This is a genomic window from Mariniphaga anaerophila (assembly GCF_900129025.1).
GTDB lineage: Bacteria > Bacteroidota > Bacteroidia > Bacteroidales > Prolixibacteraceae > Mariniphaga > Mariniphaga anaerophila.
Genome location: NZ_FQUM01000003.1, coordinates 232,417 through 249,207 on the forward strand (window position 1 = coordinate 232,417; position 16,791 = coordinate 249,207).

General features: G+C 41.3%; 13 protein-coding genes. 5 read left to right on the forward strand and 8 right to left on the reverse strand.

Going from position 1 to position 16,791, the window contains the following annotated elements; genetic code table 11:
* Positions 1-33: 33 nt before the first annotated feature.
* A complete protein-coding gene (locus BUB08_RS07055; RefSeq protein ID WP_073000247.1) occupies positions 34-912 on the reverse strand; it encodes a DUF3078 domain-containing protein in 879 nt (292 codons plus the stop codon).
* A gap of 341 nt (positions 913-1,253) precedes the next feature.
* Between BUB08_RS07055 and BUB08_RS07060 the strand changes: the two genes are divergently transcribed.
* The 4 genes from BUB08_RS07060 (at position 1,254) to BUB08_RS07075 (ending at position 3,899) form a co-directional block, all read left to right on the forward strand.
* On the forward strand, positions 1,254-1,805 hold the full coding sequence (locus BUB08_RS07060; RefSeq protein WP_073000249.1) for a carboxymuconolactone decarboxylase family protein: 552 nt from the start codon (positions 1,254-1,256) through the stop codon (positions 1,803-1,805).
* 40 nt (positions 1,806-1,845) lie between these two features.
* Entirely contained in the window at positions 1,846-2,739 is an 894-nt protein-coding gene (locus BUB08_RS07065; RefSeq protein ID WP_073000251.1) for an anti-sigma factor, read from the forward strand.
* Positions 2,740-2,870: 131 nt separating this feature from the next.
* Positions 2,871-3,455: a peroxiredoxin-like family protein gene (locus BUB08_RS07070; protein ID WP_073000253.1), complete on the forward strand. Its 585-nt coding sequence runs from the start codon at positions 2,871-2,873 to the stop codon at positions 3,453-3,455.
* 12 nt (positions 3,456-3,467) lie between these two features.
* Positions 3,468-3,899, forward strand: coding sequence for a DsrE family protein (locus BUB08_RS07075; protein WP_245820180.1), 432 nt, complete (start codon positions 3,468-3,470; stop codon positions 3,897-3,899).
* A gap of 122 nt (positions 3,900-4,021) precedes the next feature.
* Here the strand turns inward: BUB08_RS07075 and BUB08_RS07080 are convergent, their stop codons facing one another.
* The 5 genes from BUB08_RS07080 to BUB08_RS07100 all read right to left on the reverse strand — a co-directional run bounded on the left by BUB08_RS07080 (position 4,022) and on the right by BUB08_RS07100 (position 8,369).
* Entirely contained in the window at positions 4,022-4,852 is an 831-nt protein-coding gene (locus BUB08_RS07080) for a helix-turn-helix domain-containing protein (protein ID WP_073000255.1), read from the reverse strand.
* Between the two features lie 276 nt (positions 4,853-5,128).
* Positions 5,129-5,905 (reverse strand): zinc ribbon domain-containing protein, encoded by a 777-nt coding sequence (locus BUB08_RS07085; RefSeq protein WP_073000256.1) that lies wholly within the window; start codon positions 5,903-5,905, stop codon positions 5,129-5,131.
* Positions 5,906-5,940: 35 nt separating this feature from the next.
* On the reverse strand, positions 5,941-7,038 hold the full coding sequence (locus BUB08_RS07090; protein ID WP_073000258.1) for a Nif3-like dinuclear metal center hexameric protein: 1,098 nt from the start codon (positions 7,036-7,038) through the stop codon (positions 5,941-5,943).
* Between the two features lie 2 nt (positions 7,039-7,040).
* Entirely contained in the window at positions 7,041-7,382 is a 342-nt protein-coding gene (locus BUB08_RS07095) for a MerR family transcriptional regulator (RefSeq protein ID WP_073000261.1), read from the reverse strand.
* A gap of 6 nt (positions 7,383-7,388) precedes the next feature.
* Entirely contained in the window at positions 7,389-8,369 is a 981-nt protein-coding gene (locus tag BUB08_RS07100) for a M23 family metallopeptidase (RefSeq protein WP_073000263.1), read from the reverse strand.
* 183 nt (positions 8,370-8,552) lie between these two features.
* Here BUB08_RS07100 and alaS point away from each other — a divergent pair, with 183 nt between their 5' ends.
* The gene (alaS, locus tag BUB08_RS07105) at positions 8,553-11,171 is read left to right on the forward strand and encodes an alanine--tRNA ligase (protein WP_073000850.1); all 2,619 of its coding nucleotides are present in this window, start codon (positions 8,553-8,555) and stop codon (positions 11,169-11,171) included.
* Positions 11,172-12,095: 924 nt separating this feature from the next.
* Here alaS and BUB08_RS07115 read toward each other — a convergent pair.
* Positions 12,096-13,640, reverse strand: coding sequence for a RagB/SusD family nutrient uptake outer membrane protein (locus BUB08_RS07115; RefSeq protein ID WP_073000266.1), 1,545 nt, complete (start codon positions 13,638-13,640; stop codon positions 12,096-12,098).
* Positions 13,641-13,658: 18 nt separating this feature from the next.
* Entirely contained in the window at positions 13,659-16,724 is a 3,066-nt protein-coding gene (locus BUB08_RS07120; protein WP_175549967.1) for a SusC/RagA family TonB-linked outer membrane protein, read from the reverse strand.
* Positions 16,725-16,791 lie beyond the last annotated feature (67 nt).

Below are 16,791 nucleotides of genomic sequence, written 5' to 3' on the forward strand. Positions count from 1 at the left end.
TTCTCGCCCCATTTTTATTAGATATCAATTCTTCTAAAACTTATAACTTAAACCAACTCCAAACAGTTGTTTTAACTGAATGCGTCGTCCGGTATTTCCTTCATCGTCAACCGGCACCAAAATGTCGTGGTCGTAAACCAGATTGGTGAGCAAATTAGCCGACAAATAATCGTTAATCTTCATATTTACCGCTATATCCCAATTTACGTCAATGTTTTGAGGATTGTTGAAATAATTGGAAAACAACGATAAAGTAGTTGCCAGATTTACATTTTTCATCACCGGCGTTTTAAACTCGCCTTTCAGGGTTGCACCCATTTCTGCTCTTGCTTTTTTCCCGGGCTCAACACCAAAAGCACCTGCGGCAGAAAGCTCCTCATCGGTAACAAACGTAAATTTTCCGGAAATCGGAGTAATAAAAAGCGAAAGTTTTTCAGAGGGTTGATAATCGATACCGGAAGCAATCGTCAGGTATGCAGGTGCAAAAAAGGTTGAAATTTTATCGGTGGTGTTCGGGTATTTATAACCATCGGCAAACTGGGTTAAAAAGTTTGCAAAAGACGAAAACAGCAGCTTTTCGTTTTTCAACTGAACGCCCAGTTTTGAGTTCACTTCCAGTTTATCGTCGGTTTTAACCGCCTGCCCTTTCTCCTCTTTCAAAAGACCGTAACCAGATTTCAACGTATTGCTCCACTGAATTTTATTCTTTTGATAAATGGCATTCATATCGAACAATCCAACTCCCGAAACGGAATTTTTACCACCACCGGCCCAGTGAGAAAACGAAACCTGGCTAAAATTCACTGAAGCCTGACCAGATACTTTCCAGTATGTTGTGTCTTTTACTGCATCCTGAGCAACAACCCCGGTTGCAATAAAAATGAATAGAATAAATGTTTTTAATGTTCTCATAACTTCTCAATATTTCTAGTTCTAACTTTCCTAAAAACGCAAGAAGCGCAGAAAAGTTCCACGCTTTTTACATATTCCTCAATAATGCATTTTCCTGTTTCGTTCGCATTATTGCATTTTCGGCCAAATCTCTCAAACAATAATCTCAAAAGCAAAAGCACCAGGTATTCTGCAATGTTATTTCACCTTATGTTAAAATCTGTACAAAATTCATCCGGAAAAAGCTTCGGTTTCGCATAAAGGGAAAAATTGATAAGCCCACGGGAAAAAGCTTCATTCCACAAAACCAAAATCTGCAACACCTTTGTAATGTAGATTATTCATCGTAAAAACAGATAAAAATGACAAAGATTAATGTACCAACAAAAGAGCAGGTTGATGAAAAAGCAAAAGCAGTTTTTAACGACCTTGAGAATAGTCTGGGAATGGTTCCCAACCTTTACGCGACAATGGGATATTCTTCAGATGTACTTGCTGGATACCTGAATTATTCGGGAGTTGTAGGCAACTCAAGTTTTAACAAAAGAGAAATTGAAGCCATAAAACTGGCCGTTTCAGAAGTAAATAATTGTCAGTATTGCAAGGCAGCACACACTGTAATTGCAAAAATGAATGGCTTTACCGAAGAAGAAACAATTGCCATTCGCAAGGCCAACCTGACCGACAAACGAATAAATCTGCTTGTTGAAACGGCTCAGCAAATTGCAACTAACAAAGGCAAACTGAACGAACACCTGAACGAACGCTTTTTTAACGAAGGATTTGACAATAAGGCTTTGATTGACCTTGTTGCCATTGTTAACGTAACAAGTTTCACCAACTACTTACACAACGCCACACAAGTACCGGTAGATTTTCCGCCTGCCCCGGAATTACACGATTATGCAGCATAACAAAATCAAATTATCATTTTAACCTTAAAAATTATCAAAAATGAAAACAATTAAAATTTCAGTTCTAATTCTTTTAAGCATCGCACTTTTTATAAGTTGCGACAAAGACGATGACGTGTCGATGACCGGGAATCTTAATTTAAACATTAACGGCCTTGAAGACTTAGGCCCGGATTTTACTTACGAAGGCTGGGTTATTGTAGACGGAGCGCCTGTTGCAACCGGTACTTTTAACGTGGATGTCACCGGCAAACTCTCGAAAACAACATTTGCCCTTGACCGGATGACCCTTGAAAAAGCAACTACTTTTGTATTAACCATTGAACCTGTGCCTGATGCAGACCCCGCACCAAGCAAAGTACACATTTTAGGCGGCGACATTTCCGCAAAGGCCGGAACACTCAGTGTTGAGCACGCCGCGGCATTGGGAACTAATTTTGCCAATTCAACTGGGAAATACATTCTGGCAACCCCAACCAATAATGTGGATACCGACGAAAACAGCGGGGTTTGGTTCCTCGACAACAGCACAGGTTCACCAATGGCAGGACTCAACCTTCCTACGTTGCCAGAAGGATGGCAATACGAAGGATGGGCCGTAATTAACGGAACGCCTGTTACAACAGGTAAATTTACGTCGGTTAGTGCTGCGGATATGGCTGCGCCGTTTAGTGGAACAAATCCCGGCCCGAACTATCCCGGCGAAGATTTTCTAATGAATGCTCCATCCGGCCTCACCTTTCCAACCGATTTGTCCGGTGCAAAAATTGTAATATCAGTTGAACCCATGCCCGACAACAGCGCAGCTCCCTTCCTGCTAAAACCTTTATTGGCTGACGTACCTGCTGACGCAGCGGTTCACTCAGTGCATTCAATGGGAAACATATCAACCAACACAAACCCGGGCGGAAGTGTAAATATTTCAATAAATTAGCTCATATAAAAGAAAGACTTCAGAATAATAAAATTACAAAATGAGCATCAGCATGGAGGTCATAATGAGAGAGATAAAAACAACTCAGACAAATTCCATCTGCTGCCTTTAAAAACTCAAAAATTTATACGATGAAACAACTATTAGTTTTACTACTATTCGCAGGCAATTATGCTATTGCTCAAATTCCGCAACTTCCGGAACAAATTTCTCCACTGCTGATTGGCGAACAGGTGCCGGAAGCCAGCCTCAAATCGGATGACAACTCTACAGTTCAACTCAGCAAAGTGCTTTCAGAAAAACCAACGGTTTTACTTTTTTACCGGGGAGGCTGGTGTCCGTATTGCAATGCCCATTTATCGGACATCCAAGAGGTTGAAAAAGAGATTATTGACTTGGGGTACCAAATTGTAGCTGTAAGTCCGGATGCGCCTGAAAACCTGAAAATTACCGAAGACGACAAGAACATTCAGTACAAATTATATTCTGATGCTGACGGGCAATTAATAAAAAATATGGGAATTGCATTTAAAGCGCCAGAAAAATATTACGGAATGCTGGAAATTAAAAGCGGAGGAATGAACAAAGGATTATTGCCCGTTCCATCTGTTTTTATTGTTTCTCCATCGGGTAAAATTCAATTCGAATACATTAATCCCGATTATACTACTCGTCTGTCAGGAAAACTGCTGTTGGCCATTTTGAAAAACATGTAAATTCCCGGGGAAATGAAACATTTAAAATACTTAGTAATCCTTGCAGTTGCTTTCCTTTCTGCAAACATTAGCGATGCCATGAATCAAGAACAAAAGAACGAGAACAAAGACCAATTAGTTGTGGTCTGGACCAGTGGAGACCCGTACGTAGCAGAGCGTGTTGCACTGATGTACACTCACGCTGCAAAAAAGAATGAATGGTTCAAAGATGTAACTCTTATTATCTGGGGACCATCAGCAAAGCTGACATCGGAAAACAAAAAAATTCAGGACAAGCTGAAGGCCATGGAAAACGATGGAATTGAAATACGAGCCTGCATTGCCTGTGCCAATGCCTACAACGTTGCAGATGAACTAAAAGGACTTGGCTTTGACGTAGCCGGAATGGGAAAACCGCTAACTGACTACCTGAAAGATGAAAGGGTTAAGGTTCTGACTTTTTAGAAGAAACAGTAGAACTATTTAAGCCTTGATCACACCAACGCGGATAAGCTTTAATGGAAAAACTCTCGCGCATGACTGGTACCTTCACGTTGCAGTGGAGGTATCTTTTTTAGGTACTAAAATCACACTTGAAACTCCGATGGGCTCTTCCCGGTAACCTTTTTAAACAGCCGGCTAAAATGCGCAGGTTCTGAAAAGCCCAGTTCATATGTAATTTCCTTAACCGATTTGTCGGTGTAAAACATAAGTCTTTTGGCTTCCAAAACAATTCGTTCCTGAATAATTTGCATAGGCGATATTCCGCTTAACTTCTTAAAAGTATTCGACAAGGTTTTAGGTGATTTGTACATCATTTCAGCATAATCTGCCACCTTGTGTTTTTCTCTGAAATACCGTTCAACCAACGCCTGAAATTTTCGGATTACATCAGTTTCTTCCTGCAATGGGTTTTCAGTGGTAAAAAGCTGTTCCCTGGCCAGCCTTACACTTTTAATAATTAGCTGCTTTAGCAACACACGAAGCATATCTCCCTGGTTACTATCTGCATATTGAAACTCTTTTCGGAATGTATCTACCAGGGCAATATTGTCCGAAGCTTCTTCCGGAGGAAAACTCAAAACAGGAGGAGCTGACAAGGCGCCAAAAAGCAGGCCGTTGCACGATAGTTCTTTGTCGTGCAACTCCAGGCAATAAAAGGCCTGGTTAAAATCAATCAGGCAATGGTTTTCATCTGCATAATCAATTTTTGGGATAATACTTCCGGGGTTAATACAGCAAATCTGGTTGTTCTGAATCTGGTAGTTTTCCAAATCAATCTGCAGGTCAATTGATTTTCCGTAGTTCAACAAAATACAGAATGTGGGCAACGGCTGTCCGGCATTTCGCTGCATCCATTTATCGGCAGCAGACAACGAAAAAAAGCCATTTAGTTTATCGCGATAAATAAAATTCATCCGGTTAAAGTTGAAATGATTTTTTGAAACAAAAAGATATGACTTTTATGACTGAAAATGAATTAAATCAACTTGAAACAATCAACAATAATTATACCGCGACAAATAAATGGAATCTCCCTTTTTTTCAAAACTTAAACCTTTACAAAAAAACTTTGGAGAAGGTCTTAAAACCAGAAAAGACACTCATACATTTTTAATGTACTGAATGTCTTTTCTTTATTCAGAGTTGTCCCGCTGTTTACGGACAAACCCATTAATATTATTAACAAAATTCTATTGCTCAGCTTCTTCTACCACGTTGATGTTTTTATCAACCAGAATTCTACCGCAGTACTCACAAACAATAATTTTTTTGCGGCTGGCGATATCGAGTTGACGCTGTGGCGGAATTTTGTTAAAGCAACCACCACATGCATCACGCTGAATGGTAACTACAGCAAGCCCGTTACGCGCATTTTTCCGAATACGTTTAAAAGCTGTAAGCAGGCGCGGCTCAATAAACATCTCAATTTTTTCGGCCTTGCCTTTCAGTTTTTCCTCTTCAATTTTTGTTTCTTCGGTAATTTCGTCCAGCTCGTTTTTCTTCCTGTCCGAATCTTCTTCGCGTTCTTTCAGCAACGTTTTAGAAGTTTCAATAGTTTCTTTCTTTTCGGACATTTCCGCAGTAAATTCCTTAATTCTCTTTTCAGAAAGTTCTATTTCGAGAGTTTGGAACTCGATCTCTTTCGACAAAGAATCGAACTCACGGTTGTTACGTACGTTATTTTGTTGCTCGGTGTACTTTGCAATAAGCGTTTGCGAATCTTTAATCGCAATTTTTTTGTTATTTATTGCAGTATCCAAAGTTTTTATTTCGTCTTCAAGATTTACCAGCCTGGTACGCAACCCTGCAATTTCGTCTTCAAGATCCTGCACTTCAAGCGGCAATTCTCCCCGCAGGGTTTTTATTTTATCTATTTCAGAAACCACACTCTGCAATTCATGCAATGCGCGCAGTTTATCCTCAATTGAAATGTCTTTGTCTTCTTGCCTTGAAATTGATGCATTCATCGCTCGTTATTCTTTAAATTCAACTCATTAAAAAATCAAAAGTAAAATACCGGATTGGTTCTTACCTCCGAAAAACGGACTGCAAATGTAGGGAATTTTTTCATAAGTAATTCATAAAAAAGTTCTTTAGTGAACTGCTCACTTTCATAATGACCAACATCTGCAATCACTATTTTATTTTCGGCATCAAAAAACTGATGGTATTTAAAATCTCCGGTCACAAAAAAATCTGCTTTGGCGGCAATCGCCTGTTTCAGCAAAAACGATCCGGCGCCACCGCAAACAGCAACTTTCTTCACATTTTCGCCTTTCAATGCAGTATGCCTGATACTGCCCGTTGCAAAAGTTCCTTTCAACAATTTTAAAAAATCTGCCTCTGGAATAGCTGTTTCCAGGTCGCCAATCATTCCCATCCCGGCTTTCTCAAAATTATTATCTAAAGTATAAATATCGTAAGCCACCTCTTCGTAAGGATGAGCATTAATAAGCGCTTTTATAATTTTTGGCTGCAGCCACGACGGGAAAACAGTTTCGAATCGAACCTCTTTCTCGTAATGAACCTCTCCTTTCTCGCCAACGTAGGGGTTGGTATTTTCGCCGGCTCTGAAACTCCCGACGCCTTCTAGATTATACCCGCAATAATCGTAATTACCGATAAAACCTGCGCCGGCTTCAAAAATTGCGGTTCTTACAAATTCGGCCTTTTCAGTCGGGATAAATGTAACCAGCTTTTTTAGCTGTCCTGAAACAGGTTGCAAAACCCGACAGTTTTTCAACCCCAGCTTTTCACATATTTTTGTATTAACACCACCTGAAACCGCATCCAAGTTTGTGTGTGCAGCATAAATGGCAATGTCGTTTTTGATGGCTTTCAGCACTGTGCGTTCAACATAGTTTTTGCCGGTTAGCTTTTTCAACCCCGAAAAAACAATTGGATGGTGGGCGATAATCAATCCTGATTTGCTATTTACTGCCTCATCAACAACTGCTTCGGTAACATCGATAGTAACAAGAGCTGACGAAACTTCTGCGTCAGGATTACCAACAATCAGCCCCGCATTATCGTAAGATTCCTGCAGAGCCGGCGGCGCAATCGTATCAAGATAGTTTACAATTTCTTTAACCTTCAACATAATTACTCGTCCATTTCATTTTTAATAGCAATCAGCTCGTCCTTAATTTTTTGCAGTCGTTTTACAATTTCCCAATTTTCTATGGTGCTTTGCCTGTTGCTTTTCAGTTTCTGCTGCACGCCTTTAACGGTCATTCCGCGTTCTTTCACCAAAAAATGGATAAATTTTACCGTTTCGATATCCTCTTTCGAAAAAAGCCGCGTTCCTTTACTGCTCTTTTTGGGAGAAAGCTCATCGAAACTGCTTTCCCAATATCTAATGGTGGGAGGTGTAACGTCAACCATTTCGGCAACTTCCCCGATGGTAAAAAAAATCTTTTCTATTTTAGGCTTTTTGTAGGGCACGAATTATTAATCGAGGGTCTGACCAATATTCGAAGAAATAGCAATCATCCTCTCGTACTCCTGAGGCGTAAGATCTTTAAAATAATAGTGCTGCGGATTTACTGCGCTTCCATTGCGGTGCACTTCATAATGAAGGTGAGGAGCGGTAGAACCACCGGTATTTCCCACATAACCAATCACATCGCCACGTTTCACTTTCTGCCCCTGCCTAACGTTAAAAGCATTCAGGTGGGCATAAATTGTTTCGTAACCAAATCCATGATCAACTTTCAGCATCAATCCGTAGCCTGAACGACTGCGTTTGGAACCGCTTACTTCCACCACTGTACCGTCGCCGGTAGAATAAACAGGAGTACCAACCGGAGCTGTAAAATCCATGCCATAGTGCATTTTGCGCACTTTATAAATCGGATGAATTCGGTATCCCCAGCCACTGGCTGTTCGTTTTAAATCTTCGTTTGCTACCGGCATAACAGCAGGAATACTTGCCAGCATCGTTTCCTTATTCAGCGCCATCGCCAAAACCTCATCGTACGATTTGGACTGAATGTAAGCCTCTTTGGCTAAAACGTCAATTTTTCGTGCTGTTTCAACAATCAGCTTCGAGTTGTTCAGATTTTCCAAATGCGAATAATTATTGGCGCCCCCAAATCCGGCTTTTCTCACAGAAGACGGAATCGGGTCGGCTTCAAAAATTACTCTGTAAATATTGTCATCTCGCTGCTGCAATTCGGTCAGCACATTTTCAATTCGGTCTATATCTCTCGACATCAGCTCATATTGACTTAATAATTGCTGATTTTCCCTTTTTAATGCTTTCGAACGCGGCGTCTCATAAAAATTCAGAAAAACAACAACCATAATCAGAGCCAGTGCTAAACTGCTCGACAGATATGTAAGTATTTTTCCGGATTTTTCTTTGAACGATATTCCTACTCGTTCGTAGCTAAGGGTGTCGGGATTAAATTTATATTTTTTTTTCGCCATAAAGTTTCGGCTATTTTTTTCCTGTTTTAAGCAAAATTAATTAAAACACCTAACTTTGCATGAATTTTAAATCGAGTGAAATTATTTTCACGCGGCAAAAATAATCAAATTACTTTCATTCAGGAAATTTGTTTTATTGCATTAAAAATTTTTAACAAAAAGACAGGAAGATTTGAAATGAAAATGACTTCAAAAGAAATACGAAAAGCTTTTCTTGATTTTTTCGAAGAAAAAGGACACCAGATTGTTAAGTCTGCACCAATGGTAGTAAAAGGCGATCCCACACTCATGTTTACCAACGCGGGGATGAACCAGTTTAAAGACAAGTTTCTGGGAAACGAACCGATAAAATGGCCGCGTGTTGCAGATACCCAAAAGTGTTTACGCGTATCCGGAAAACACAACGATTTGGAAGAAGTGGGGCTTGACACTTACCACCATACCATGTTTGAGATGTTGGGAAACTGGTCGTTTGGCGATTACTTTAAAAAGGAAGTCATTGACTGGGCCTGGGAATTTTTGGTTGACAAAATGGGGTTGCCCGCAGACAGGCTCTACGCCTCGGTTTTTGAAGGCAGCAGCGACGATAACCTGGGCCGCGACGACGAAGCTGCAAGCTATTGGGAAAAGCATTTGCCCAAAGAGTGCATTCTGGATGGCAGCAAAAAAGATAATTTCTGGGAAATGGGAGATACCGGCCCGTGCGGACCATGTTCTGAAATACACGTTGACCTGCGCCCTGAAGAAGAACGGGCTAAATTACCGGGACGGGAACTGGTAAACAAAGATCACCCGCTGGTTATTGAAATCTGGAACCTCGTATTTATGCAGTTTAACCGCAAAGCCGATGGCAGTTTGCAGGCGCTTCCGGCCAGACACGTGGATACGGGAATGGGATTTGAGCGGTTGTGTATGGCAGTACAGGGCGTGACTTCCAATTACGACACCGACCTTTTCCAAAATATAATTGGGGAAATTGAAAAGCTGAGCAACATAAAATACGGAACAGATGAGAAAACCGACATCGCAATGCGCGTGGTGGCAGACCATCTCCGTGCTGTGGCATTTGCAATTGCCGACGGGCAGTTACCGTCGAACAACAAAGCAGGTTACGTTATTCGTCGTATTTTGCGAAGAGCCGTTCGTTACGGATACACTTTCCTCTCCCTTCGCGAGCCTTTTATTTATAAACTGGTAGAAGTGCTGAAAAACACGATGGGCGACACTTTCTCTGAACTGGCTGCCCAGCAACAGCTTATCGAAAAGGTGATAAAAGAAGAGGAAGAATCGTTCCTGCATACACTTTCAACCGGTATAAAATTGCTGGACGAAATGGTTTCTAAAACCCGGCAGGAAAATGGAACGCACATTGACGGGAAAGATGCCTTTGTATTGTACGACACCTACGGATTTCCGCTGGACCTTACTGCGCTTATTGCCCGCGAACATGGGCTGAGCGTTGATGAAGCCGGTTTTTCCTCAGCCATGGAAGAACAGAAAAAACGTTCGAGAAATGCCGCGCAGCTGGAAACCGGGGACTGGATTGATATCAGAAAAATTGACCAGACAAAATTTTTGGGATACGATACTACTGAGGCCGAAGTACGTATTGCGCGCTACCGCAAAGTTTCCCAGAAAAAGAAAACATACTATCAACTGGTGTTCGACAAAACACCGTTTTACGGCGAATCTGGCGGCCAGGTTGGAGACACCGGTTACCTCGAACAGGACGGTGCAAAAACAATAATTTTTGACACTCAAAAAGAAAACAACCTCACCGTTCATTTAACAGAAAAATTACCAGAGAATCCGGCTGAATCATTTCTGGCAGTTGTGAACAGTGAAAAACGCCGCGAAACAGCCAACAACCACACTGCAACCCACCTGCTTCACGCAGCGTTGCGCGAAGTGCTTGGCACTCATGTTGAACAAAAAGGTTCGTTGGTAAATTCAGACCACCTACGGTTCGACTTTTCTCATTTTCAAAAAATGACAGATGAAGAAATTGAACAGGTCGAAACATTGGTAAACAAAAAAATACGAGAAAATTCAGCAAAAGAAGAAAACAGGGAAGTGCCCATGAAAAAGGCTCAGGAGTTGGGCGCGATGATGCTTTTTGGTGAAAAATACGGAGAAGCGGTCAGGGTTATTAAATTTGGCAAATCCATTGAATTGTGTGGAGGAACCCACGTAGAAGCCACCGGCCAGATTGGGCTGTTTAAAATCGTATCGGAAAGCGCAATTGCAGCGGGAGTACGACGCATTGAAGCCATCACCGGCAAACACGCTGAAGAATTTGTAAACGACCAGATTAATACCCTGAAAAACGTTCGTGAGGCGATGAAAGGCTCAAAAGACATTTTGGCCGGGGTTACAAATCTTTTGAAGGAAAATGCTGATCTGTCGAAAAAAATTGAAGCATTTGAACGCGAGCAGACCAAAGCCCTGAAAAATGATTTGAAAAACAAGATCACAAAAAAAGGCGACATAAATATTATTGCAGAACAGGTGCAGGTTGAAAATGCAGCAATGATTAAAGACCTTGCTTTTCAACTGAAAAACGAGGTAGAAAATCTATTCATGGTGATTGGTGCTGACATAAACGGAAAACCAAACCTCACCATAATGATTTCGGAAAGCCTGGTTGACCAGAAAGGATTAAATGCCGGCAAAATTGTGCGCGAGGCAGGAAAAGAAATAAAAGGCGGCGGTGGCGGACAAACATTCTATGCAACTGCCGGCGGGAAGGATGCAGCCGGAATACCTGCAGCCATTGAGAAAGCGCTGAGTTTCACCAACTAAACTGCACATGTTTTCAACAATTGTTAATAGCACTGGTTGAAACATGGTGAATACAATCAGCCCAAAAAAGTTGCTTTGTAGTAGTCTTTTATCCTAATTTTGATAATACCAGGTGAGCGATAAAAGGCAGCTCCAAAAATGTGGAAAAGGCAAAAGTTTCTTAGCTGAAACCGGAACCGATTCTCTCCTTCCTCCGGGAAGGCACATCAGAAGAGCCGAAGTTTGAACCGGGTTGTCTGGAAACCAGCGGTTCATTCAATCATCAGGAAGAGAACCAGACGTTCTTTCAAAGATTGAGTCTTCAGGCAGGAGGCCGCCAACCGAAAGGAAGGCAACAAAAAACTCCGGTTTCTTGAAAAAGCCATACTGCATAGCACAAAGCGGGTTTCCCGCAAAATGCAAATTGCCGAAAACTGTTTTCTTCGGAAAACAGATGAAAGCACTGAAAGACACTTCGTCCGAAAAGGCAATCCGGAAAGCCGAACGGACTACTTAAACGTTTTGCCGTAGAAAGCAAAACCGGAAAGTACAGGGCAAAAAATTCAGTTGAAAAACTGAACAAAAGCCGGCCATAATAACTGTAGCCTGGCGCTCGGGAATACTTCGGTAAACCCAGTGAATGGGAGCTATTCGTAACAGAGTAGTTCCCATTTGTGCTTTTAAGAGGGATAGAAGTTATGGATTTTTCAGATTCCTGAAAGGGTGCATTGGGCGTTTGTAGTTTTGTCCATCACAACAACTCCCATGTTGTTCGGGCGTTGAAAAACCATTACCGACCTCCCTGTCGCTCCGGTAGTCGTGAATTTTTTTCGTCATTAACAAACTTCACATATAATCAAAAAAAATATGTCCGGCAGCAAACTACTACCGGACAGATTTTTCAAAACAACCTGATTCCTAATCAGGCAATTCTACATAGCGGTCTTATTGCCAGCCGTTATTTGTCGCATCAGTATTCAATAAATTAGGATTCAGAATTATTTCTTCCTCAGGCAAAGGATATTTAAGGTGTTTTTCTGAAATATTGCTTGCCGGATTATTGTGTGGTCTTTGCTCCGTATTTCTGATTGTTTCAATCAAAATTCCCCAACGCCACAAATCAAGTTTCCGGTAGGCTTCTCCGCACAACTCAAACTTACGTTCATCGTACATTTTAGTTCTGAACTCCTCTTTAGATAACCCACTCCACGGCTTATCCGGATTAAAAGCTCTGGCTCTTACAGCATTAACATACTCATAAGCCTCTCCGGGCCCGTTTAATTCATTTTCAGCCTCGGCAGCCATCAGGTAGATATCTGCCATGCGAAATACGACATAATTTACAGACGAATTGTGGCGGGCATGATTCTCTTGATCTAAGTTCCACATCTTTTTGAAATAAGGATATTGCAACTCAAACCCCAGGTATTCCTGAATGATGGTTTCAGAATATCTCAAATCCCCATCTTCCCAGTTTTCCGCCCTTGCAAGTTCGGGAAGAGGAATCATTTTCCCATAGCCGGCCATCCATTCATTGCGTTCATTCAGCGCTTGCTTAAATGCAGCAGAAACTCCGGGTTCATTTCTGCGTAAAGGTTCATCTTTATCGATACGAGGATTGTACCAGTTCTGACGAGACTGTTTGAACACATCGTCGATAGCATCGCGGCCGAAAAAGTCAACGGCAAAAATAATTTCGTCATTGTATTGATTATAAGAATCTTTCTGATCAAAAACATCAGCAAAGTTATCCAGAAGTCGATGATTAGGACTCTGAATCAGCTTTTTGCATTCTGCCAGCGTTCCTGCCCAGTTTTCTTCCATCATAAAATACTTAGCTTTTAAGGCGGTGGCAGCCCATTTGGTAGCACGGCCCAAATCAGAAGCAGGATAAGATGCAGGCAACAAATTATACGCACGATCTAGATCGTTTCTCATCTCTTCACGTATAAGCTCTTTATCGGTACGTTCAATGGTTGATAATTCATCTATTGACAACAGTTCCCTGAAATATGGGACATCTCCCCAGATGTTGGTTAAATGCCAATACATCAAAGCCCGGATAAAAAGAGCTTCTCCGATTGCCTGGTTTTGTACCGACTCCGACACGTTTTCATTTCCCTCAATACTGGAAATAAACAAATCCGCATTTCTTATCACCTCGTAAAGAGCTTTGTAAGTATCATAAACATATGCTGTAGATGCATTCCATGTGTAGTTATAGGTTTCATTATCTTCTGCCCGGTTAGTTCCAACCTCATCTCCTCCCATCAGGTAAAACCTATCTAACCCTACATTGCGGTACAAACCATCCTGATGCAATAACATATACAAGCCATTTACAGCCAGCTTTGCCTCAGCATCGTTTTTAAAAAATGTTGTTGTTGTTAATTCACTTTTTGATTCTTCTTTCAGGAAATCGTCAGAGCAGCCCGCGAGCAACACAATCAATATAATTGTCAGTATCTTAATGTCTTTAATTGGCTTCATAATTATATTTATTATTGGTTAGAAATTTAATTTAATTCCGGCGACAAATGACCTGGTATATGGATACTGGCCATAGTAAAGCCCCTGTGCCAGTGATTCAGTTCCCAGGTAGCTTACTTCCGGATCTCCCTGAGAAAAATTGGAAAGCAGAAACAGATTATTGCCTGTTAAATAAATATTAGCCGATTTTATTACTTTTTCAAATCCTATTTTACTTGTTGGCAAATCGTAAGAAACGGTAACCTGTTTCAATCGTAAAAATGATGCATCTTCTACCCATATTGAACTGGGCGGAAAGAATGCTCCCTGAGAAGTTCCTGCCCGTGGAATGTCCGAACTTTCGTTTACGCCTTCTATCCAACGATTACGTACTTCGGTAGACAGGTTGAATTCGTTTTTGCCAAATAGCGATGTTTCTCTCGACCGGTTTAGAATTTCATTCCCGTATGTAAACTGGAAAAACATATCAAAAGTAAATCCCTTGTAGCTTAACACGTTCCGGAGTCCTCCCTGAAAATCAGGCTCGGGGCTTCCCAGAACCTTTCTGTCGGCTTCGGTTAATTCTCCGTCGTTATTTACATCGTCAAACCTGGGGCCTCCGATAAAGCCTTTTCCTTCCCAGCCGTCAGCAATAATTTCTTCCTGGTTTTTATATGTTCCCAAATAAGTTACGCCATAAAATGTTGGAACAGTTTCGCCAACAATCAGCCTCATATATCCGCCGTTAGCAGAGGCATCTACTGCTTCGTCGAGCTGAATCCAGTCCACGCCACCCAAATCAACAACCTTATTTCTGTTAGCCGACAACACCAGCGTGGTTTCCCAGAAGAAATCAGGTTTCGACACATTCATGGTTCGTATGTTCAAATCGATACCTTTATTCTCTATCTCTCCAATATTTTGAAGTTGATTGTTTCCTACAGTTCCCGGAACCTTTCGTTCCAAAAGCAAGTCTGTTGTATTTTTCTTGTAAAAATCTGCTTCAACATTAATCCGCCCGTTAAGCAATGCAAGATCCATCCCGAGGTCAAACTGTTTTGTGGTTTCCCAACTTAAATTACTACTGGGCAAATCGCCGATAATAATGGCATTAAACAGGTTTTGATTAAAGTAGTTATATGTTCCGGTAAACGTTGCAAGCGAGTTGTAGGGGCTCACTCCCTGGTCGCCAACAATTCCGTAGCTGGTTCTTAATTTCAGTGATGAAATAGCATCAACAGATTTCATAAAATCTTCTTCATGCAGGTTCCACGCCAATCCTAAAGACGGGAAAAACGCATACTTGTTTCCTTCTTCAAAAACTGAAGAACCGTCGCGTCTGCCAACTAGCGTAACCAGGTATTTTCCCCTGTATGAATAATCCAGCCGAGCTAAAAGCGATGCGAATGTTCGTTGCACATAACCGGTATTCATAATGTAAGTACTTTGTTCTGAGCCCAAAGAAATGTTATTGTATCCAACGGCATCGTTTACAAATCCACTGGCTGACATTCCGGAGGTTTCCGCTACATCTTTTTGCCAGGTAGCACCGGCTAAAGCGGTTATTCGGTGGTCATTCAATTCCTTTGAGAAGGTTATTGTATTTTCGTTCAAAATACTTCTGTACCGGTTCTGGGTTACTGTTGCACTTCCTCCTAATTGATACACCATTCTTTCGGGCAATTCACCAGGCAGGTATTGGTTTTCTCTAAAATCGGTTAACGATGTTCCCACGGTTGATTTTAGTCTGAGTCCACTAATCGGTTCGTATTCGAGGTACGAATTGCCGACAAATTTTTTGGTGTTACGATTATCCTGGCGCAGGTTAATGTCCGCAACCGGATTTCTTTCTTCGCGGCCGCTTTTCGGGTTAATCCCGTTGTAGGTTCCGTCTTCGTTATAAACCGGTCTTATCGACAATAACCTGTTTACGGTCTGATCCCACTCTACTTTATTGTTTTCCTGGTTGATGTCTGCAATGCTCATTCGGATTCCGGATCTCACCTTATCAGAAATATCCATATCCAGATTTACACGTAAAGAATAACGCTCCAACCCTGAATTTTTAATTACTCCCTTTTGGTCGAACCGGTTAAAAGAAACATAGTAGTTCATATTATTGCTTCCACCGGAAACCGAAACATCGGTATTATTTATAACCCCGTTTTGCTTGACTAGACCAATCCAATCGGTATTCGCATAATTTCCGCCTGCGGGAAATTCGAGTGGCAAAGAAGTATCAGTATAACCAAAGCCATTAGGGCCGGGAATAAACTGAGATGCTTCATTCATGTAATCGAGATAGTCTTGCCCGGTTAAAACCTCATAGTTATTAGCGATTGTTTGAACGGTTGTGTAGTGGTTAAAACTGATATTAGGTTTTCCGCCGCTAATTCGCTTACCGCTTTTTGTAGTAATAAGAATAACACCTGCCGCTCCTCTGGTTCCATAAATAGAAAGAGCAGTTGCATCTTTTAATACTTCAATGGATTTGACGTCATTCACATTAAGCGTATTCAAATCGAAATCGCTACCTGCAATAAAACCATCGATAACATACAATGGAGAATTATTTCCTTTTACCGAGTTTGTTCCCCTGATACGAACAGTAGCTGCAGCACCGGGGGCGCCGCTTGTAGAAGTTACAGAAACACCGGCGGCTCTGCCTTGCATTGCCTGATCGATCCTCGGTGTGGGCTGATTTTCCAACACTTCAGAATCTACAGATGTTACAGACGAAACTAAGTCTCTTTTCTTGGTTACGCCATAACCGATTGCTACCACTTCTTCGAGCCCGATAGCATCGGTTTCCATAACAACATTAAAATTAGTTTCGTTTGTAACAGCCAATTCTTTCGTTTTCATCCCAACAAAAGAGAATGTAAGAACTGCATCCGCCGGAACATTTTTCAAGGAGTAATTACCGTCGACATCACTTGCCGTTCCCATTGTTGTTCCTTTTATGATAACAGTTACTCCCGGCAGTGGGAACCCTTGATCGTCGCTTATGGTTCCATTTATTGTTTTCTCCTGAGCAAATCCCTGAAAAGAGAACACAATTCCAAAAATGAAGACCATTAAATACTCAAATTTCTTTGTTTTCATAATCATATTTTAATAGTTAGAATGCTATGTAAACCAGTAAAAAATGACCAAATCTGTATTTAACGGA